Source organism: Halorubrum sp. CGM5_25_10-8B (genome assembly GCF_005435095.1).
GTDB classification, from domain to species: Archaea; Halobacteriota; Halobacteria; order Halobacteriales; family Haloferacaceae; genus Halorubrum; species Halorubrum ezzemoulense.
In genome coordinates, this window is record NZ_SGTY01000011.1 from 100260 (window position 1) to 119920 (window position 19661).

Consider the following 19661-nt stretch of genomic DNA (forward strand, 5'->3'; position numbering starts at 1 on the left):
CCCGCTTGTGTCACCCGGCGCGACGCGGACCGGGCCGGGGCCGCCGAAGCCGCCTATAAATAACTACAGGTTATTCACTGCCGGTGGAGAGTTTCCGCAAGTTATAGTGCCGACGGCGCAGTATCGGTGCGTAATGGACCGGAACATACAGGTCAGCCGCCTCGACCGGCAGGCGGTCGAGGACCAGGAGGTCGAAATCGTCGAGCGAAAGGGGATCGGTCACCCAGACTCGATCTGCGACGGCGTCGCGGAGTCGGTCTCGCGGGCGCTCTCGCAGCTCTACTTGGACCGCGTCGGCAAGGTGCTCCACTACAACACCGACGAGACGCAGCTGGTCGCCGGCCGCGCGGCCCCCGCGTTCGGCGGCGGCGAGGTCGTCGAGCCCGTCTACATCCTCATCGTCGGCCGCGCCACGAAGGAGTACGACGGCGAGCAGCTCCCGGTCGACTCGACCGCGCTCGCGGCCGCCCGCGACTACCTCGCCGAGGCGATCCCTGAGCTCGAGTACGGCACCGACGTGGTCGTCGACGTGAAGCTCGGCGAGGGCTCCGGTGACCTCCAGGACGTGTTCGGCGAGGAGACGCAAGAGGTTCCGATGGCCAACGACACCTCCTTCGGCGTCGGCCACGCGCCGCTCACCGAGACGGAGACGATCGTCCGCGAGGCCGAGCGCGCGCTCAACACGACCTACCACGACGACCACCCCGAGCTCGGCCCCGACGTGAAGATCATGGGTAAACGCGAGGGCGACCGGATCGACATCACCGTCGCCGCCGCGATGGTCGACGCCTACGTCGACGGGCTCGACGAGTACGACGACGCGGTCGCGTCCGTCCGCGAGTACGTCGACGACCTCGCCCGCGAGTACACCGACCGCGAGGTCAACGTCGACGTGAACACGGCCGACGACTACGACGAGGGCTCCGTCTACCTGACTGTCACCGGCACTTCCGCCGAGCAGGGCGACGACGGCTCCGTCGGGCGCGGCAACCGCGCCAACGGCCTCATCACCCCGAACCGCCCGATGTCGATGGAGGCGACCTCCGGGAAGAACCCCGTCAACCACATCGGGAAGATCTACAACCTGCTCTCCACCCGCGTCGCCGAGTCCGTCACCGAGGAGGTCGACGGGATCCGCGACCTCCAGGTCAGGCTCCTCTCGCAGATCGGCCGGCCGATCGACGAGCCGCACGTCGCGGACGCGCAGATCGTCACCGAGGACGGCGTCACGCTGAGCGACATCGAGGCCGACGTCGTCGACATCGTCGACCGCGAGCTGGCCGACGTGACGGACGTGACCCGCAGCGTCATCGAGGGCGACGTCTCGACGTTCTGAGCCGGGCGCCGCCGGTCGCGATCTCTCCCCTACACCGCCCGCCGACCGCGACCCCCTGCCGCGCCCTCCAGCACTCGACGACCGCAACGGATTTGCGCCGGCCGGTCCGACGTGGGGCCATGACGCGGGTGTGTCTCCTCGGCGACCCCGACGTGGAGCTCTCCTACGAGCTGCTCTCCCGCGAGACGGCTCGCGACGCGCTCGCGACCTACCGAATCGAGGAGCCGTTCGAGAACAGCGTCGCCGTCGACACCGTGAGCCTCGGCGCCGCCGTCTCGCTCCTCAACGACCTCGACTGGTACCTCGTCCGCTTCGTCGAGGAGGCGCTCGTGTTGGAGCCCTCCGTCGCGTCCGACGAGTGGCTCTCCCGCGACCTCGCCCGCGAGGTCCGCGACGGCAACGTGCCGCCCGAGGAGACCGACCAGCGATTGAAGGTGTTCGGTCTCGTCGACGGTCTCCCGGTCGAACCCCTCTACGTCCGGCGGCGACAGGGCGAGACGCCCGAGTACGACCTCCGCGATGTCGACGAGACGCTCGTCGTCCGCGTGAGCGAGTCAGAGTTCTCGGGGTAAGCTCCCGAGTCCGACGCCGTCACTCGTCCACTTCGGCGAGGATCCGCGTCCGGACCGGGCCCACGTCGACCGGCGCCCACGCCTCCACGTCGTAGGTCACGTCCGCGAGCGTTTCCAGTCGCTCGGCGTCCCCCTCGTCTATCGCCGTCACCGCCTCGCGGCGGAGCCGGTCGAGGACCGCGTCCGCGAGCGCCTCGCGGTCGACGCCCCGGTCGGGCACGTCGAGGATGTGCGGGAGGTCCTCGGCGCCCTCCGGGAGCGTCGGGAACGCGGCGGGACCGACCGCGAGCGCGGTCGATTCGGCGGTGTGGCCCGTCACGTCGTCCCCGGAGAGCGCCCCGTCCGGCGCCGGCACGAGCGCGTACTCGTCGACCGCGAGGCCGATCGCGGCGTCGATGGCGGCCTCGTCGGCCTCGGTCCGCTGTTTGAACGCCAGCTCTGAGAGCGCCCGCGAGAGCTCGGCGCGGGTGAGCCACTCGAACAGGTCGACGACGCCGGCGAGGTCGTCGCGCGCGGCCACGCTCGGCCCGCTCCCGTGCGCCATCGTCAGTCCTCTCCCGGCGCGGGCCCCGTCTGTCCGGCGTCGGTCGCGGGGCTGCCGCCGGCGCCGGTTCCGCCGTCCGTGCCCCCGCCCCGAGCCCCGTCGAGGTCGGCGGTCGCGGCCTCGAAGACCTCGTCGGGGTCGACGGGAGCGTTCCGCCAGGCCGGGAGTCGAGTGTCCGGCCCGGGCTCCCCCAGCGCCTCGACGTACGTCGCCACCTGTGACCGCTCGTCGGCGGCGTCGTACGAGAGCCCGTTGAACGCCGCGTCGGTCGCGTAGCCGTCGACCAGCGTCTCGGCGGCCTCGCGGTAGCGCTCGGCGAGGCCGTCGTAGTCGACGTCGACGCCGGCGTCTTCGACCGCGCGCAGGGTCGCCTCGCCGACCGCCCGGCTCATGTCCGCGAGGCCGGTCGGCCCCTCGACGGAGCGGTGGTCGTGCTCGTAGCTCCCCAGGTCAACCTGCGCGCTGTCGGCGAACCCGGCGCGGTCGAACGCCTCGCCGAGCGTGCCGACCTCCAGCCCCCAGCCGCGCTGGACGCGGAGCTCGGAGACGAGCTCGCTCGTCGCCGCGAACTCGCCGGCGAGCGCGTAGCGGAACGCCGAGAGGTACGCCAGCACGTCCGGCTCCCGCCCCGGCGCGGCGTCGCCGAGCGCGCGGACGAGCGGCCGGAAGAACAGCCTGAACAGCCGCCCGTACAGCGAGCCGTCCTCGACGCGGGCGTAGTACCCCTTCGAGAACGCGTACCCTTCCCCGAGCGGGAACAGCAGCCGGTTCACGAACGCCGGCGAGTAGGTCTTCGTGTCGGCGTCGTGGACGACGACGAACTCCTCGTCGAGCGCGCGACCGAGGGCGAGCCACACGTCCCGACCCTTGCCGCGGCCGCCGTCGAGCCCGCGCGCTTCGAGCAGCGAGGCGAGCTCGGGGCCGTCGCACCACAGCGTCTCGACGTCGAGGTCGAACCCGTCGAGCCAGTCCGCGAACGGGCCGGCGCGGTCGGGCGACGCCCGGAGCGGAACGATCACGCGGGCGGGGTCGACCGTCTCCAGCGTCGAGAGCACGCGCTCGGCCGCGAGCGTCCCGTACTCGCGCTCGGTCATCGGCACGACGACCGCCGCGCGGTCCGTGGGGGCGTCGGGCCGGTGGTCGGTCAACGCGTGGAGGGTCGTCACGCGCTCCTGAACGTACTCCATTTACCGATCACACGGGAGCGACGACCAAAACAGGTGCGGTGCCCCAAGCCGGCGTCGGTCCCCGAGCGGGGGGTCGGCCGGGCCGCGGGGTCGGCGCTCGGGGCGTCGCCTCAGACCCTCCGCGTCGCGCCCGCCGCGCCCCCGGGAACGCGTCCGAGGCGGTACAGCACCGCGTACGCCGCGACGAGGAGCGCCAGCCCCCCGGCGAGCGAGAGGAAGACGGCGTCGTACGTCGCGCCCGCCTCGATCGCCTCGCCGACGGCCCAGGAGCCGGCCGCCTGCGTTGACATCATCCCGGCCGAGAACATCGCGTACGCCGACGCGCGGGACTCGTCCGGCAGCGACGCGAGCAGGTACGTGTCGCCAGCGGGGAACAGCATGTGGATGGCGAACCCCACGACGACGCTCGCGGCGATCACCGCCGCCAGCCCCTCGGCGACGACCACGAGGACGACCCCGCCGACGAACGCCGTGACGATGCCGAGCAGGTACGGGACGTGGGGAAGCCGGTCGGCGAGGTCGCCCGAGACGAGGAAGGCGGGCACGCCGGCGGCGAAGATCACCGTCAAGAGGTTCCGCGCGGTCGACCGCGTCAGGTCCTTGTCGATCATGTACAGCTCGTAGAAGTTGAACAGGCCCTGCCAGACGAAGCTCGTGAGGCCCATCAGCACGATGCCCGCGAGGATCAGCTTCCACTCGCCGCGGGCGGCCCCGAGGAAGTCGGTGTCGCTCGCGCCGGCGTCCGGGAGGTCAGTCCGCCGCGCGAGCGCGACGAAAACGACCGTGCTGGCGGCCGCGGCGAGCGCGAGCGCGTAGAAGGCGTACCGCCAGTCGTACCACAGCGCGACGGTGACGGCGGGCGCGGCGATGACGGCGGCGAGCTGGCTGGCCATGCCGTGAACGCCCATCACGCGTCCGACGCGCTGCGGGAACAGCTCCGCGATGAACGGGTTCGCGGCGACGAAGTAGACGCCGGAGGCTAAGCCGATCGCGAAGGCGGCGACCATCAGCGCGAGCACGCTCGGCGCGAGGGCGACGCCGAGCGCCCCCGCGGTCAGCATCGCGCCGGAGACGAGGATGACGCGCCGCCGCGCGAAGCGCGTGAGCGCCCAGCCGGCCGGGATGCGCGGCGCGGCCGAGCCGAGCCACGCGAGCGTGACGATGAGCCCGGCGGTCCCCTCGCGGATCCCGAACGCGTCGATGAACTCTCCCACCAGAGGGGCGAACACGACGCGCGCGAAGTTGACGAGGAACACCAGCGCGCAAAGCGATCCGAACAGCCGGGTCCGTGACACGGCGGCGGTTCTCCGCGCCCGGACACAAGCGTTGCGGAAGCGCACGCACCCGGATCTCGGGAGCCGCTCGCGGGCTGCGGCCGCGTCCCTCCGCCGGGTGCCGATCTCGCTCGACGCGTCAGACCGACGTCGTACGGGGTTTTTATCCGCCCCGACGACGAACGGCGGAGTATGAAATCCACGCGCAAGGGACTCCGCGACGGCGACCTGATGAAGGACACCTACGAGCGGCTGAACTGTGCCGACTGCGAAAAGGTTTTGAAAAAGGAGAACGACCCCGACGAAGTGTTCTCCGTCCGCATCTGTCCGGAGTGCGGAAGCCGGTTCAAGGAGCTCCGCTGACCGTCGTCTCGCCCGTCGTCGCACCGCACCGGCCTCCGCGCCGCACCACTCCGCTCCGAATCGCTCTCCCCCGCACCGCACCGCACCGGCCTCCGCCGCGCTGCCGGACTTCGACTACCGCTCGCGCCTCTCCTCGCTGACCGTCGCCGTTCACGAATCGATCGCCGTCGCGACCGACTCCGCCACCGCCCCCGCCTCGTCCGCGACGATCTCGATCCACCGGTACTCGGCGTACGCCGTGGCGGCCGAGAGCGCGCTCCGCTCGTCGGCCGCGAGCGCGTCGTCCTGCTCCGCGAACAGCGGCAGGAACTGCGTCGCCAGCCACCGCGCCAGCGGGTTCTCGCTCTCCGCGAGCGCCGCGGCGGACTCGACCGCCGCGCCCCGCGCCGCGCCGATCGCCGCGGCGTCGTCCGGGAACATCGTGTCGCCCGCCTCGACGCGCGCGGCGACAGCGTCGACCGCTCGGAGCCGGGTCTGGACGAGCGCGGTCCGGGTCAGCCCGGTCGCCGGGTGGTCGGGCTCGTAGTCGCCGACCGCGACCGGGTCGAACCACAGCCCGTCGAAGCTCCGGTAGACCGCGCTCGACAGGAGGTCGGCGCTCGGCGCGTCCCGCGCGACGGCGCGCTCGTCGACGAAGGCCTCCGGGCCGGGGTTCTCCCTGAGGTCCTCGACCCCCTCGCCGTGGAGCTCGCGGAGCCGGTCGCCGACCGCGCTGCCGAGGCGGTCCATTTCGCGGCGGATCGGTTCGGCGACCGGCTGCGGGTCGGCGAGCGAGGCCGCGTACCGGTCGCCGAGGTACCGTCCCGCCTCGACGTACGACTGGACCCGCTCGACGTCTCCGACCGCCTCTCCCGCGCGGATCGGGTTCGCCTCGTCGGCCGGACTCCCGCTGCCGACCAGCGTCCGGCGGAGCGCCTCGTCGTACCACCGCTCGATCGGGCCGTAGACCGCGGCGCCCGCCAGGGGGTCCGCGGCGGGACCGGGGAGCGCGTCCAGCGTCTCAGACGCGCGCTGACGCACCGCCCCGACGTCGGGCGCCACCGCTCCCGGATCGCCCTCGACGGTCACGCCCGCCCACGTGCCGACGGCGCTCGCGGCGTGATCGCGCGCCGTTGAGTACCGCTTAACCGCTTCCAGCGGAACGAGCGGCTCGTCGGGCCCCGGCAGCGCCTCGCGGGCCGCCGCCCGCTCCGCCTCGATGCGCCCGCGGAACCCGCTGTGCGGGAGCCGCTCCGCGGTCAGGGGGTCCGGGATCGGGCTGAGCAGGCGGTCGACGCGGTCCGCGAACGCGGCGGCGACCTCCGGCTCGAAGCCGACGGGGACGATCCGCGGCCGAGCCGGGACGGAATCGTCGAACTCGCGTGGAACGGCGTCGACGTCGAGCGACGGCGGGTCGTCCCAGAACCGCCGCTCGCTCCCTCGGCCCGAGCAGCCGGCGAGCGAGCCGAGCGCGGCGGCGCCGGCAGCGGCGAGCGCGCCGCGCCGGGTGAGCCCCCGCGGCATCAGAGCTCACCCCACTCGTCGGTCGCCGTGGCGTTCCCGGGGACGGTCGCGTTCCCGTCGATCACCGCGTACTCCGTGTCCGTAGTCCGACACGGCGACCTACCGCTGGAGCCGGACCCGGTGAGCCGGTCGTCGAGGACGACCGGAAGCCGGAAGAGGAGGGCGAGCGCGACCCGCGCGTCGGCCTCGCAGGCCTCGTCCGGCGGCCTGAGCTCGCGGCAGTACTCGAACTCCACGTGCCCGGGATCCCACGAGACGGACTCGATGTGGAGTCGTTCGCACGACTCGATGCCGGCGGGCGACACGTACACCGTCTCCGCGTCGTAGTCGGTCTCGTCGAGGAACGACCGGATCCGATCGCGGTCCGCCTCGGAGACGTCCTCGGCCACGAGCAGCTCGGCCGCCCGCTCGGCGCTCGTGACGAGCTCGCGGTCGATCGCGACGGGCTCTCCGGCGCCGTTGGTCGCGCTCCCGTCGAGGAGGACCGGGTCGCCGCTCGGGTTCCGCGGCTTCAGGACGGTCGGGTCCGTGTCCGTCCCGGAGACCTGCCGTCGGACCGACTCCGATCCTGTGCCGTCCGCGCCGGAGCAGCCGGCGAGCGCGGCGATAGCGCCGATGGCGCCGCCGCGGAGGAGGGCTCGTCGGGTGGGGGACATAGGAGGCGATACCGTCGGTCCGGGTAAACCTCTTTTGGGGCCGGTCGTCGTCCGCGGTCACTCGAAGACGGCGTCGAACGCCGACGCGCCCAGCGGGTCGAAGGTGCCGGCGGCGACGTTCTCGCGGACGTGGTCGGGGTCGGTCGTGCCGACGAGCGACGAGGTGACGCCCGGTGCGCTCCGCGCGAAGTTAAGCGCGCGCTGGGCCGGCGTCTCCCCGGCGAGCGTCGCGTCGACGTCGGGCGGGACCGCGCCCTCGACCGCGAGGTCTCCCTGTCCGATGCTCGCGCTCGTCACCACAGAGAGCCCGGCCTCGTGGGCGAACGAGAGCGCCGAGACGGGCCCGTCCGCGTCACCCTCGGACGGCGCGCGGTGGTTCCGCCGGGTGAACGCGTCCGCCATCGCGACGTTGAAGGGGAGCTGGACCGCCGCGAGCCCGTGGTCGTCGTCGGGGCCGACCGCCTCGCCGGCGGCCTCGGCCCGCGAGAGCACCTACGCGAGCGAGAGGTACCGGTCGCCGTCCTCCGCAACGCGGAACGCGTCCCACGTCGCGACGCCGTAAGCCCCGACGTCGCCCGCGGCGCGCCGGCGTTCGAGCGCCTCGAACGCGGCTTCGAGCGCGTCGTACACGTCGCCACGCGACCTGACAGCGAGCTGCGTCTCGGGGTTGTGGACGTAGAAGCAGTCGACCGCGTCGAGGCCGAGCCGGTCGAGCGAGCGGTCGAGCGACCACTCCAGGAAGTCGGGAGTCATCGCGTGCGCCCCGTTCGCGAGGTCGTCGGGGTCGACGATCCCCGGCTCGACGAAGCGCTCGCGGACGTACGCGCTCGGGTCGCTCGGTCGCTCGCCGTCGAACGGGAGGAAGCCGCCCTTCGTGGCGACGACCACCGACTCCCGGTCGAGGGGGGCGTCCCGGAGCGCCTCGCCGACGACGCGCTCGGCGCGGCCGCAGCGGTAGTTGGCCGCGGTGTCCACGTGGTTCACGCCGGACCGGAGCGCCAGCTCGATCGACTCGCGCGAGGCCTCGTCGACCGCGGGCGTCGGGTCGCCGAGGTACGTCCCGATCCCGACGCTGGAGACGACGCCGGGACCGAACCGCCGGAAGTAGGTGCGCCCGAAGGCGTCGCCGAACCGGTTCCGGTACCCCCAGAGGGCCTCGCGAGTCGCCATGTGTCCGGAGTTGTCGGCTCGCGGGTAAAAGTCGCGCGGGAGACCGCCGGTCGCGCTCACACCGCGTCAGGAACGGGCGTCTGTCAACGGGACGCGCGGAAGGTCCGCGTGGTGTCTCGCTTCCCGCGGGTGACGTCGACCTCGACGAGCCCGAGCGAGGTGAACACCTCGCCCCAGTCCCGGTAGAACAGCGGCGTCCCCTCGTCGACGTAGTTCACGTCCGGCGGAGCTGACGCCGACCCCTGCGTCGGGGCCTCGATCTCGGCCGTGATCAGAAGCTCGTCGGTGATCCGCGCTATCTCCTCGAAGGCCGGCTCGGCGTCCGGATGGAGGTGTTGTAGCGTCTCGACCGAGAACACCGCGTCGAACGCGCCGTCGTCAAACCCGCCGACCACGTCCTCTATCGCGCCGCAGTGAAAGGTCCCGTCGGCGGCGAGCTCGGGGTAGGCGTCCCGCATCTCGTCGAACGCCCCGGGGTTGATGTCGACGCCAGAGAGGTCCTCGAAGCCGTGGGTTGCGAGGTGGTCGAGGTGCCGGCCCGACCCGCACCCCAGCTCGAGGACGGCCGCGTCGCGGTCGAGGCGCGCGTCGAGGCTCTCACGGATCAGCTCGCTCGTCTTGTTCGGCCCGCGGTGGGCGTAGTACGCCGGCGAGTATTCGCCCGTCCGGTTCGTCCAGGAGTCTCGGACGGTGTTGATGTTCACGGATAACGATTCTGGCAGCGAGGCATAACGCCGTCGAACGGCGCGCGGTGTGCGCCGACGCCGCCGCGGCCCGCTCGGACGCGTCAGGCGCCGACGGCCCTCCGACGTTCGTACTCCGTACGCGGCCGTTATCGCGCGTTTAAACCCGTTGGTACGGTCGTAGCGGACTTCAAACGCCCGGCGGATTCCCGGTACAACGAAACGAGGGAAGTACATATCAGTATCAATATTCCGAAAGAAATACAAAATATACACACAAACGAGTAAATATGCTCGACGGAAAGACCGCTATCGTCACCGGCGGCTCGGCCGGCATCGGGAAGGCCATCGCTGCGGAGTTCGTCGATCAAGGGGCGTCGGTCGTGATCGCGAACCGGACCGAGGAGGCGGGACGAGAGACCGCCGAGGAGCTCGGCTGTTCGTTCGTCCAGTGCGACGTCTCGTCGTACGAATCCGTCGAATCGCTGGTCGAACAGACGGTCGAGGAACACGGCGGGTTGGACATCCTTGTGAACAATGCCGGGATCGGGCTCACTGGAACGGTCGAGGAGACGTCGCTCGAGGACTGGCACAAGTTGTTAGAGGTCAATCTCAACGGCGTCATCTACGGGACGCGAGCAGCCATGCCGTACCTGCGCGAGTCCTCGGGGGCGGTCCTCAACGTCGCGTCGGTGTTCGGACTGGTCGGGGGACCGCAGACGGCCGCGTACGCGACCGCGAAGGGCGCTGTCGTCAACTTCACCCGAACGACGGCCGTCGATTACGCCGACGCCGGCGTCCGGGTGAACAGCATCTGTCCCGGCTTCGTCGAGACCGAGATGACTGCGTCAGAGCTTAACGACGACTCTTTCTACGAGTTCGTCCTCAGTCAGACGCCGATCGGCCGCATCGCCGAACCGGAAGAGATCGCAGAACCGGCGGCGTTCCTCGTCTCGGACAAGGCCTCGTACATCACCGGAGTCAACCTCTCGATCGACGGCGGGTGGACGACGCACTGACGCGCGGCCCCGTCGGCTTCGACCCCGGTCTGTCCAGTCATATTCGGCGTGACCCGAGCGACCTCGTAGTCGCTGATCCGTTTAAATACTAGTCTCTCACATGCTAGTCTATGACAGACACGGAATACGACTTCGTCGTCGTCGGGGCGGGCTCTGCGGGCTGCGTCCTCGCGAACCGACTCACCGCGGACCCGGACAGGAGCGTGCTGCTCCTCGAAGCGGGCACACCCGACGACGACCGGAACATGCGGATCCCGGCGGGCTTTCCGGAGCTGTTCGAGAGCGACGCGGACTGGGAGTACTACACCGAGCCGCAGGACGGCTGCGGCGGTCGACGGCTCTACTGGCCGCGCGGTAAGACGCTCGGCGGGTGCTCCTCCACGAACGCGATGATCTACATCCGCGGCCACCCGTCGGACTACGACGACTGGGCGGCCCTCGGCAACAACGGCTGGGGGTACGAGACCATGCTGGAGTACTTCAAGCGGGCGGAGACGTTCACGCCGTCGGGATCGCCCTACCACGGGTCCGCGGGGCCGCTCAACGTGACGGACCAGTCCTCGCCGCGACCGGTCTCCCGGGCGTTCGTCGACGCCGCTGCGCAGGCGGGCTACGACCGCACGGACGACTTCAACGGGGCGGCACAGGAGGGCGTGGGGATGTACCACGTCACGCAGAAGAACGGGGAACGCCACAGCGCCGCCGACGCGTACCTCAAGCCCGCCCTCGACCGACCGAACCTCACCGCCGAGACCGGCGCGCAGGTGACCGAGGTGACCATCGAGGACGGTCGCGCGACGGGAGTTCAGTACAGTCAGGACGATCAGAGCCGGTCCGCGGGGGCCGCCGAGGAGGTCCTCCTCAGCGCCGGCGCGGTCAACTCCCCGCAGCTCCTCATGCTCTCGGGCGTGGGCGACCCAGACCACCTCGCGGACCACGGCATCGATGTCGAGACGGCGTCGCCCGGCGTTGGTCGGAACCTCCAAGACCACCTGTTCGCGTTCACCGTCTACGAGACCGACGGCGACATCAGCACGCTCGACGACGCCGGCGGCCTGCTGGACGTCTTCAACTGGTTCCTCCGCAAGCGCGGGAAGCTGACCTCCAACGTCGCCGAGGCCGGCGGGTTCGTCCGCACCGACGGCGCCGATTCCCGGCCCGACCTCCAGTTCCACTTCGCTCCCTCGTACTTCATGGACCACGGCTTCGCGAACCCCGAGACCGGGCGGGGGCTGTCGATCGGCGCGACGCAGCTCCGGCCGGAGAGCCGCGGACGCGTCACGCTTCGCTCGCCCGACCCGTTCGACGACCCTATCATCGACCCGAACTACCTCGACGCGGACGCGGACCTCGAAACGCTCGTGGACGGGGTCAAGCGCGCCCGCGAGATCGCCCGGCAGGACGCGCTCGCCGGGCACGTCGGGCGCGAGGTGTGGCCCGGCGAGGACGCCGAGACCGACGAGGCGATCGCCCGGCACGTCCGCGACACGTGCCACACCGTGTACCACCCCGTCGGCACGTGCGCGATGGGGGACGACGAGGCGGCGGTCGTGGACGAGGAGCTTCGGGTTCACGGCGTCGAGGGGCTCCGCGTCGTCGACGCGAGCGTGATGCCCACGCTCGTCGGCGGCAACACGAACGCCCCGACGATCGCCGTCGCCGAGCGGGCGGCGGACCTGATCCGCGACCGGCCGACGCCGAGCGCGACGGAGCCGGCCGCGGCCGCCGACGACTGACCTGGTTCGGGCCCGCGCCAGCGGCCGCTTCGTTCCGGACCGCGCCCCGCTGGCCGCTTCGCTCCGGACCGCGCCGCCGCCGCTCTCGCTCGGCGTCAGACGCACGCACGACGCCGACGCAACGACTATACGGATTCCTCGTGTCAGTTGCGTCAATGGACTCGCTCACCGACCACCTGGCGGACCTCGTCGCTGACGTCGACGCCGCGCTGCTGTTCTCTCCGACGAGCTCCTTCTACGAGCGGTTCGCGAACGGCGGGAGCGAGGTCGTCGTCGTCGCGCCCGACAACGACGTCGACGCCGAGCCGTTCGTCGATCTCCCGCTCCCCTTCGACAACGTGAAAGACCGGATCCGGTTCGGCATCGAGGGCGCGATGGACGCGGACCTCGTCTCAGAGGGCGACGAGGTCGCGTGCGTCGCCTCCGTCTTCGAGGGCGGCTCGGACGCGGTCGTCCGGGTCACCGTCGACGAGAGTATCCACACCGGCATCTTCGACCTGTTCGCCAACTCCCGCGCCGAGCCGAGCGTGATCCGCGACGTGTTCGAGGTCGCGATCGAACTCGGTCAGAAGGGACAAAAGGGGAAGCCGGTGGGCGCGCTGTTCGTCGTCGGCGACGCGGGGAAGGTGATGAACAAGTCGCGGCCGCTGTCGTACAACCCATTCGAGAAGAGCCACGTCCACGTCGGCGACCCAATCGTGAACGTCATGCTCAAGGAGTTCTCGCGGCTGGACGGCGCGTTCGTCGTCTCCGACTCCGGGAAGATCGTCTCGGCGTACCGTTACCTCGAACCCGCCGCCGAGGGGGTCGACATCCCGAAGGGCCTCGGCGCGCGCCACATGTCCGGAGCCGCGATCACCCGCGACACCAACTCGACCGCGATCGTCCTCTCCGAGTCGGACGGGCTCGTCCGGGCGTTCAAGGCGGGCGAACTCGTCTTGGAGATCGATCCGGAGGAGTACTGACTCATGTCCGCGGTCCAGATCACCGTCCCAGAGTTCCTCCTGAACGTGCGGTACCGGATCTGGCTGGCGCTGGCGGTGCTCCTCTTCGGTCTCGCGCTGGCGTACCTCACCGGCGTGATCAACCGCCGGCTGCTCCGCCGGGCGGGCGTCCCCGAGGTGATCGAGGGGACCACCTTCGAGCGGACAGCCCGCGAGTTCGACACCTCGACGGTGCGGATCTTGGCGCAGCTGTCGAGCTACTTCATCGTCGCCGTCGCGGTCATCGTCGCCCTCACGGTCGCAGACGTGAACTACCTCGAACAGTTCTGGTCCGGCGTCGCCGCCTTCCTCCCGCGGCTGTTCGTCGCCGCCGTCGTCGTCATCGTCGGCGTCGTCGTCGGCGACAAGGCGGAGCTGCTCGTCGCCGAGCGCCTCCGGGGGATCAAGCTCCCCGAACTCGGCGTGCTCCCGACGGTCGTGAACTACAGCGTCGTCTACGTCGCCGCGCTCATCGCCCTCGGACAGGTGGGCGTTCAGACGCTCGCGCTCATCGTGCTGCTCGCGGCGTACGCGTTTGCGGTGGTGCTGTTCGCCGCGCTCGCGACGAAGGACCTCGTCGCGTCGGCCGCCGCCGGCGTCTTTCTCCTGCTCCGACAGCCGTACGGCATCGGCGACGAGGTCCGCGTCGCCGGCGAGCGCGGCGTCGTTCAGGAGGTCGACCTCTTCGTCACCCACATCGAGACCGACGGCGAGGAGCACGTCCTCCCGAACCACGTCGTGTTCCGCGAGGGGATCGTGCTGATCCGGGAGTAACCCCTGATCCGACCACGTTGCGGCCGACGCCGACTCCGTTACCGATTCTCACGCTGTGAAAGTCGTTGTCACCATATAACACGACCCGACGCCAACGTTGATACATGACCTCCGGTACCGCGAGCGCCGCTTGCGATGGCTGGGACGGGAGCGAGTGCGAGGGGACGTCGCACTGCCCGCCGCGGTGTCCGCGCTTCGTCGACAAGGAGGGCGCGCGCTGGACGATCCGGCCCGCGACCGACGCGGACGAGCCGTTCCTCGCAGAGATGTACGAGCGGTTCGGCCGCCCCCACCGCGCGCAGGGGCTCCCGCCGGTGAGCCGGCGCCGGCGCGTCGACTGGATCCGATCCATGCTGTCGGAGGGGAACAACGTCGTCGCCGAGCGGGACGGCGAACTGTTCGGCCACGCGATGTACACCCCGACCGACGCCGACACCCCCGAACTCGCCGTCTTCGTCCACCCGGACGCGCAGGACCGCGGCGTCGGGACGGAGCTGTGCCGTCACGTGATCGCCAACGCCGCGGCCGCCGGCCGCGACGGGATCGAACTCCACGTCGAGACCGGGAACCGCCCCGCGCGGAGCGTCTACCGGACGGTCGGCTTCGAAGTCGTCGAGCGGCGCGGCGACCTTCGGATGCGGGTCGACCTCGACCAGCCGATCGCGACCGAGGTCCGCTGGCCGCCGCTCGCCCGCGAGGGCCCCGCGGAGCCGGCGGTCGACCTCTCACCGACCGACGGCGGGCCCGAGCGATCGCCCGCGGACGACTGAGCGGCACGGCGCTCCCGCGGGCGACTGGCCGCCACAGCGTTCCCGCAACCGCCCGGTCGACACCGCACTCTCCTCGGTGCCACCGCAACCGTTAGGCCCCGCCGACCCGAGGGTATCGTAACCGTGGACGACGCCATCGAGTGGCTGCGAGAGCGCCCCTTCTACGAGGGACAGATCGCCGACCAACGGCGGCTCCCGGCGCGCGAGCCGGAGTTCGCCGATGTCGACCTCGAACCGCGGCTCGCCGACGCGCTCGCGGACCGCGGCATCGAGCGGCTCTACCGGCATCAGGCCGACGCCATCGGCGCGGTCCGCGACGGCGACGATGTCGTGCTCGCGACCGAGACGGCCAGCGGCAAGTCGCTCGCGTACACCGTCCCGGCGTTCGAGGCCGCGATGGACCACGGCGGGCGCACGCTGTACATCGGCCCGCAGAACGCGCTGATAGCCGACCAGGAGGAGTCGCTGTCCGAGCTCGCGGCCGACCTCGGCTTCGGCAGCCGCGTGTCGGTCGACTCGTACACCGGGCGGCTCTCGCGGGCGGAGAAGCGCGACGTGCGCGACCGCCGCCCAACCGTCCTCCTCTCGAACCCGGACATGCTCCACTACGCGCTGCTCCCGTACGCGGGGCGCCTGTGGGACTGGTTCTTCTCCTCGCTGGAGCACGTCGTAATCGACGAGGTCCACAGCTACCGCGGCGTGTTCGGCTCGCAGGTCGCGCTGACCCTCCGCCGGCTCGCGCGAACCTGCGAGCGATTCGGCTCCGCGCCGCAGTTCGTCTGCTGCTCGGCGACGATCAACAACCCCGTCGACCACGTCGCGACCGTTACCGGCCGCGACCCCGACGGGATCGCCCTCGTCGACGAGGACACCTCGGGGCGCGGGCCGCGCGACTGGGTGCTGTGGAACCCGCCCGAGTACGACGACGACTGGCAGGAGCGCGGCAGCGGCCGCCGGAAGTCGAGCCACACGGAGAGCAAGCGCCTCTTCGTCGACCTCGTCACGGCGGGCCAGCAGACGCTCGCGTTCACCCGCGCCCGCCAGACCGCCGAGCAGTACGCGACCGACAGCGCGAGCGACCTCCGCGAGCGGGGGGAGCGCGACCTCGCAGGGAAGGTCGGCGCGTACCAGGCGGCGCTCACCGACGACCGACGCCGCGAGATCGAGGCCGACCTCCACGCGGGCGACCTCCGCGGCGTCTGGTCGACGAGCGCCCTCGAACTCGGCGTCGACGTGGGCGGGCTCGACGCCGTGGTGCTGGACGGCTACCCCGGCACGCGGATGTCCGCGCACCAGCGCGCGGGGCGGGCCGGTCGCGGCGACGACCCGGCCACGGTCGTCATGGTCGGGGGCGAGGACCAGCTCGACCAGTACCTGATGCGCAACCCGAGCGACTTCTTCGACGCGCCGCCGGAGGACGCGATCTGCGACCCGGAGAACGGGCAGCTCATGCCCGGCCACGTCGCCTGCGCGGCCGACGAGAACTGGCTCTCTCCAGACGACGAGCGCTTCTTCGGCGACACGTTCCCGGGCGTCGTCGCCGGCCTGACCGAGGCGGGCGCCCTCGAACGGCGCGAGGCCGCGAAGGGCACGCGCTGGGTCCACGCCGGCGACGGAAGCCCCCAGCAGTCCGTGAACCTCCGCACGGCCGAGGAGCGCGAGATATCGCTGATCGAGCGGTCGAGCGGCGAGACGGTCGCGACGCTCGCCTTCGCGGACGCGCTCCGCGACGCCCACCCGGGCGCGATCTACCACCAGCAGGGCCGCACCTACGAGGTGGTCGAGTTGGACCTCGACCGCGACGTGGCCGAGCTCCAGCAGTCGTGGGCGGACTACTACACGCAGGTGCGCTCCGACAAGGACATCGTCGTGAACGAGGACCTCGACGAGCGGGCGCTCTCGGCGCGCCCCGACGTGCCCGTCCGGTTCGCGGACGTCACGGTGACCGAGCAGATCACGGGGTTCGTGCGGAAAGACGCGGCGACCGGGGAGTCGCTCGGCGAGTCGACGCTCGACCTCCCGGAGACGACGCTACGGACGAAGTCGTTGTACTTCCCCGTGCCCGCGGACGTCGAGCGCGAGATGCGGCGACTCGGCGACGCGCTCGACGATGGGGACGCCGGAGATCCCGAGGTCAGCGCCGACGGAGGTGCGCCCGATTCGGGCGTCGATGTCGACGGTGAGCCGATCCCGGGCGGCGAGTACGCGTTCAACGGCGGAATCCACGCCGCCGAACACGGGATCATCTCGCTGTTCCCTTTCCACCTGCTGTGCGACCGGGCCGACGTGGGAGGGATCTCGACGCCCCACCACCCGCACACTGAGGGACCGGCGGTGTTCGTCTACGACGGCTACCCCGGCGGCGTCGGACTCACGCGCCGCGGCCACCGGCGGATCGAGGAGCTGATGACCCGCACCGCGCGGCTGATCGACACCTGCGGCTGCGAGGGTGGCTGCCCCGCCTGCGTCCAGTCGCCCCACTGCGGGAACGGGAACGACCCGCTGGCGAAAGCGCCGGCCGTGCGACTGCTCGAATCGCTCACGGGGGCCGACGCGGACGCCCGATAGGACCTGCTCGGAGCCAGTCAAGCCTCCGCCGGTCCCGGTGGTTTCACGGTGGACGCGTCCGTGCGGATCCCATGGAGCTGTTCTGGCACCGACGGGACCTCAGAGTCGCGGACAACGTCGGCTTAGCGGCCGCCGCGGGGGCCGGCGACGGAGACACGAGCGAAGACGCCGACCAGGGGCCCGCCGCGCCCGTCTTCGTCTTCGACCCCGACGTGCTCGACCACGCGAGCGACGTGCGGGTCCGCCGCCTGCTCGACGGGCTCGCGGCGCTCCGCGAGGCGTACCGCGAGCGCGGGAGCGACCTGATCGTCGCGCACGGGGACCCTGAAGCGCTGCTCCCGCGCCTCGCCGACGCGCTCGGCGCCGAGCGCGTCGTCTGGAACCGCGACTACTCGGGGCTCGCCCGCGAGCGCGACGCCGGGGTTCGACGCGCGCTCGACGCGGCCGGCGTCGCGCGAGAGGCCCACCACGACGCGGTCCTCCACGACCCCGACGCGATCCGGACGAACGCCGGGGACCCGTACTCCGTGTACAGCTACTACTGGAAGAAGTGGACCGACCGCGCGAAGGACGACCCCCTTTCCGCGCCGACCGGCGCTGCGCTCGCCGCCGCCGATCGACTGACGGACGCGGTCGACGCTATCGACGGGACCGACGCGGGCGACGCGACGGTGGCCGACGCCGGCGTCGACGCGCTCCCCGTCGCCACGGTGGGCGACCTCCCGACGCCCGCCGACCTCGGCTTCGCCGAGCCGGACGCCGATGTCGGGCCGGCGGGGACCGCTGCCGCGCGCGAGCGCCTCTCCGACTTCCTCGACGAGGCGGTGTTCGCCTACGAGGCCGAGCGCGACTACCCCGCCGAGGACGCGACCTCGCGGCTGTCGACCTTCCTCAAGTACGGGGAGATCGGCGTCCGCGAGGCGTACGCGGCGACCGAGGAGGCGATGGCCGAGGCGGCGTCGGACGCGCGGCCCGACGACGCCCCCGAGCAGGTCGAGGAGTTCCAACAGCAGCTGGCGTGGCGGGAGTTCTACACGCAGGTCCTCTTCCACAACCCCGAGGTGGTGACGGCGAACTACAAGGAGTACGAGGAGGGGATCGACTGGCGCGACGACCCCGACGAGATCGCGGCGTGGAAGCGCGGCGAGACGGGATATCCCATCGTCGACGCCGGGATGCGCCAGCTGCGCGAGGAGGCGTTCATGCACAACCGCGTGCGGATGATCGTCGCCTCCTTCCTCACGAAGGACCTGCTCGCGGACTGGCGGCACGGCTACGACCACTTCCGCGAGCGGCTGGCCGACCACGACACCGCGAACGACAACGGCGGCTGGCAGTGGGCAGCCTCGACGGGGACCGACGCGCAGCCGTACTTCCGCATCTTCAACCCCATGACGCAGGGCGAGCGATACGACCCCGACGCGGAGTACATCACGGCGTACGTCCCCGAACTGCGCGGCGTCGAGCCCGACCTCATCCACGAGTGGCACGAGCTGTCGCCGACACAGCGCGCGAACGCGGCCCCGGCGTATCCCGCGCCGATCGTCGACCACTCGGAGCGCCGCGAGGAGGCCCTCGCCATGTACAAGCGGGCCCGCGGCGAGGACCCGGAGGAGGACTGACTCCCGCCGTCCGAGAGCGTGCCAACAGTTAACAAAGGCGGACAACCGTTAGGTGAAACGGGCGCGACCCGGCCGTATGGTCGACGTCGTCCTCACGAAACAGCGGATCGAGTCCGGAGCGACCGAGCGGCTCGAAGCGTGGGCGCGAGAGATTCGGGATCGAGAGTCCGAGGCGGTTGAAACCCTGCGCAACGAAGGGATGTACTCCGAGACCGCGTTCGTCGAGCACGCCGACGACGGGGACTACCTCGTTTACTATATGAAAGCCGAGGACATCGACGCGGTCTACGAGGCGTACGAAGAGTCGTCCCACGACATCGACGAGGAGCACGAGCGCGTGCTGAGCGAGGTCCTCGAAACCGGCGAGAACGTCGGCGAGTACGACCTCCTCTATCACCTCGAAAACCCCGACCGCTAACGCCCGGGAACCGGTTCCGCCGCGCGGTCACTCGGTCGTCGCCTCAGAGACCGCGCTCACCAGCTCGTTCACCGGGAAGGACTCGTCGTAGTCGAACGACGCGAACACCGCGTCATATCGGTTCGACGGGAAGAGGAACACCACCAGGTCGTCGAAGAACAGCGTCTGCGCAGCGTACCGACTCTTCCCCACGAGGCGCTTGAAGTCGTCGCCCGTGATCTGGTTCGACATCACCAGCTGGTACGCCTCGTCGAGGTCGGCGTCCGAGTAGCGGTCCTCCACGTCCTCGCGGACGTGTTCGACCTCGAACGACACGCTCCGGAGATCGGCGACGACCCGGGGCGCGGGCCCGTCGAACGCGAGGATCGCGTCGGCGATCGGTGACATGTCACTTTCATTCATTCCGCGGGCTCATAAATCACTGCGACAGACTCCGCCAGCGCCCCGGGTCGTCGCCGATCTCCGGAGCGTGTCGTTCGAGGT

General features: G+C 71.0%; 18 protein-coding genes and 1 pseudogene. 11 read left to right on the forward strand and 8 right to left on the reverse strand.

Annotated elements, in window-relative coordinates; all coding sequences use genetic code 11:
* Positions 1-133 precede the first annotated feature (133 nt).
* Together EXE51_RS11925 and EXE51_RS11930 are read left to right on the forward strand one after the other, a co-directional pair.
* Positions 134-1336, forward strand: a complete 1203-nt coding sequence (locus EXE51_RS11925) for a methionine adenosyltransferase (RefSeq protein WP_049929399.1) — start codon at positions 134-136, stop codon at positions 1334-1336.
* Between the two features lie 119 nt (positions 1337-1455).
* Positions 1456-1908 carry a DUF5804 family protein gene (locus EXE51_RS11930; protein WP_137692725.1) on the forward strand — a complete coding sequence of 151 codons (453 nt, stop codon included), beginning with the start codon at positions 1456-1458 and terminating at the stop codon, positions 1906-1908.
* A 19-nt stretch (positions 1909-1927) separates the two neighbouring features.
* On the opposite strand, the gene EXE51_RS11935 is transcribed toward EXE51_RS11930, so the two are convergent.
* From EXE51_RS11935 to EXE51_RS11945, 3 genes are all read right to left on the reverse strand, one after another.
* Positions 1928-2452 carry a hypothetical protein gene (locus EXE51_RS11935; RefSeq protein WP_089307575.1) on the reverse strand — a complete coding sequence of 175 codons (525 nt, stop codon included), beginning with the start codon at positions 2450-2452 and terminating at the stop codon, positions 1928-1930.
* Positions 2453-2454: 2 nt separating this feature from the next.
* Entirely contained in the window at positions 2455-3639 is a 1185-nt protein-coding gene (locus EXE51_RS11940) for a glycosyl transferase family 2 (protein ID WP_137692726.1), read from the reverse strand.
* A 110-nt stretch (positions 3640-3749) separates the two neighbouring features.
* Entirely contained in the window at positions 3750-4934 is a 1185-nt protein-coding gene (locus EXE51_RS11945) for an MFS transporter (RefSeq protein WP_049929403.1), read from the reverse strand.
* A 171-nt stretch (positions 4935-5105) separates the two neighbouring features.
* On the opposite strand from EXE51_RS11945, the gene EXE51_RS17770 reads away from it, so the two are divergent.
* Positions 5106-5276 carry an HVO_0758 family zinc finger protein gene (locus EXE51_RS17770; protein WP_167373059.1) on the forward strand — a complete coding sequence of 57 codons (171 nt, stop codon included), beginning with the start codon at positions 5106-5108 and terminating at the stop codon, positions 5274-5276.
* 150 nt (positions 5277-5426) lie between these two features.
* Here EXE51_RS17770 and EXE51_RS11950 read toward each other — a convergent pair whose 3' ends face one another.
* From EXE51_RS11950 to EXE51_RS11965, 4 genes and pseudogenes are all read right to left on the reverse strand, one after another.
* Positions 5427-6779 carry a hypothetical protein gene (locus EXE51_RS11950; RefSeq protein ID WP_137692727.1) on the reverse strand — a complete coding sequence of 451 codons (1353 nt, stop codon included), beginning with the start codon at positions 6777-6779 and terminating at the stop codon, positions 5427-5429.
* Positions 6779-7435, reverse strand: a complete 657-nt coding sequence (locus tag EXE51_RS11955; RefSeq protein WP_137692728.1) for a hypothetical protein — start codon at positions 7433-7435, stop codon at positions 6779-6781. Before EXE51_RS11955 ends, EXE51_RS11950 begins: the two co-directional genes overlap by 1 nt.
* Before the next feature lie 57 nt (positions 7436-7492).
* Positions 7493-8605: pseudogene (locus EXE51_RS11960) on the reverse strand (aldo/keto reductase).
* Between the two features lie 83 nt (positions 8606-8688).
* Complete coding sequence (locus EXE51_RS11965; protein ID WP_137692729.1) at positions 8689-9309, reverse strand: bifunctional 2-polyprenyl-6-hydroxyphenol methylase/3-demethylubiquinol 3-O-methyltransferase UbiG; 621 nt, start codon at positions 9307-9309, stop codon at positions 8689-8691.
* A gap of 269 nt (positions 9310-9578) precedes the next feature.
* On the opposite strand from EXE51_RS11965, the gene EXE51_RS11970 reads away from it, so the two are divergent.
* The 8 genes from EXE51_RS11970 (at position 9579) to EXE51_RS12005 (ending at position 19178) form a co-directional block, all read left to right on the forward strand.
* Positions 9579-10307 (forward strand): SDR family NAD(P)-dependent oxidoreductase, encoded by a 729-nt coding sequence (locus tag EXE51_RS11970; protein WP_049929408.1) that lies wholly within the window; start codon positions 9579-9581, stop codon positions 10305-10307.
* 110 nt (positions 10308-10417) lie between these two features.
* Positions 10418-12043: a GMC family oxidoreductase gene (locus EXE51_RS11975; protein WP_086220121.1), complete on the forward strand. Its 1626-nt coding sequence runs from the start codon at positions 10418-10420 to the stop codon at positions 12041-12043.
* Between the two features lie 155 nt (positions 12044-12198).
* Entirely contained in the window at positions 12199-13008 is an 810-nt protein-coding gene (gene dacZ, locus EXE51_RS11980) for a diadenylate cyclase DacZ (RefSeq protein ID WP_137692730.1), read from the forward strand.
* 3 nt (positions 13009-13011) lie between these two features.
* Positions 13012-13800, forward strand: coding sequence for a mechanosensitive ion channel domain-containing protein (locus EXE51_RS11985; protein ID WP_049929411.1), 789 nt, complete (start codon positions 13012-13014; stop codon positions 13798-13800).
* A 104-nt stretch (positions 13801-13904) separates the two neighbouring features.
* Complete coding sequence (locus EXE51_RS11990; RefSeq protein ID WP_137692731.1) at positions 13905-14570, forward strand: GNAT family N-acetyltransferase; 666 nt, start codon at positions 13905-13907, stop codon at positions 14568-14570.
* A gap of 123 nt (positions 14571-14693) precedes the next feature.
* Positions 14694-17138 (forward strand): DEAD/DEAH box helicase, encoded by a 2445-nt coding sequence (locus EXE51_RS11995; RefSeq protein ID WP_137692732.1) that lies wholly within the window; start codon positions 14694-14696, stop codon positions 17136-17138.
* A gap of 71 nt (positions 17139-17209) precedes the next feature.
* Positions 17210-18760, forward strand: coding sequence for a deoxyribodipyrimidine photo-lyase (locus EXE51_RS12000; RefSeq protein ID WP_137692733.1), 1551 nt, complete (start codon positions 17210-17212; stop codon positions 18758-18760).
* A gap of 76 nt (positions 18761-18836) precedes the next feature.
* Positions 18837-19178, forward strand: coding sequence for a DUF6176 family protein (locus EXE51_RS12005; RefSeq protein ID WP_089307585.1), 342 nt, complete (start codon positions 18837-18839; stop codon positions 19176-19178).
* Positions 19179-19205: 27 nt separating this feature from the next.
* Here EXE51_RS12005 and EXE51_RS12010 read toward each other — a convergent pair whose 3' ends face one another.
* Complete coding sequence (locus EXE51_RS12010; RefSeq protein ID WP_086216754.1) at positions 19206-19565, reverse strand: hypothetical protein; 360 nt, start codon at positions 19563-19565, stop codon at positions 19206-19208.
* Positions 19566-19661: the final 96 nt, after the last annotated feature.

Coding starts and splice junctions, on each gene's coding strand:
- EXE51_RS11925 (WP_049929399.1), top strand. CDS start 134: ATGGACCGGAACATACAGGTCAGCCGCCTCGACCGGCAGGCGGTCGAG.
- EXE51_RS11930 (WP_137692725.1), top strand. CDS start 1,456: ATGACGCGGGTGTGTCTCCTCGGCGACCCCGACGTGGAGCTCTCCTAC.
- EXE51_RS11935 (WP_089307575.1), bottom strand. CDS start 2,452: ATGGCGCACGGGAGCGGGCCGAGCGTGGCCGCGCGCGACGACCTCGCC.
- EXE51_RS11940 (WP_137692726.1), bottom strand. CDS start 3,639: ATGGAGTACGTTCAGGAGCGCGTGACGACCCTCCACGCGTTGACCGAC.
- EXE51_RS17770 (WP_167373059.1), top strand. CDS start 5,106: ATGAAATCCACGCGCAAGGGACTCCGCGACGGCGACCTGATGAAGGAC.
- EXE51_RS11950 (WP_137692727.1), bottom strand. CDS start 6,779: ATGCCGCGGGGGCTCACCCGGCGCGGCGCGCTCGCCGCTGCCGGCGCC.
- EXE51_RS11955 (WP_137692728.1), bottom strand. CDS start 7,435: ATGTCCCCCACCCGACGAGCCCTCCTCCGCGGCGGCGCCATCGGCGCT.
- EXE51_RS11970 (WP_049929408.1), top strand. CDS start 9,579: ATGCTCGACGGAAAGACCGCTATCGTCACCGGCGGCTCGGCCGGCATC.
- EXE51_RS11975 (WP_086220121.1), top strand. CDS start 10,418: ATGACAGACACGGAATACGACTTCGTCGTCGTCGGGGCGGGCTCTGCG.
- dacZ (WP_137692730.1), top strand. CDS start 12,199: ATGGACTCGCTCACCGACCACCTGGCGGACCTCGTCGCTGACGTCGAC.
- EXE51_RS11985 (WP_049929411.1), top strand. CDS start 13,012: ATGTCCGCGGTCCAGATCACCGTCCCAGAGTTCCTCCTGAACGTGCGG.
- EXE51_RS11990 (WP_137692731.1), top strand. CDS start 13,905: ATGACCTCCGGTACCGCGAGCGCCGCTTGCGATGGCTGGGACGGGAGC.
- EXE51_RS12000 (WP_137692733.1), top strand. CDS start 17,210: ATGGAGCTGTTCTGGCACCGACGGGACCTCAGAGTCGCGGACAACGTC.
- EXE51_RS12005 (WP_089307585.1), top strand. CDS start 18,837: ATGGTCGACGTCGTCCTCACGAAACAGCGGATCGAGTCCGGAGCGACC.
- EXE51_RS12010 (WP_086216754.1), bottom strand. CDS start 19,565: ATGTCACCGATCGCCGACGCGATCCTCGCGTTCGACGGGCCCGCGCCC.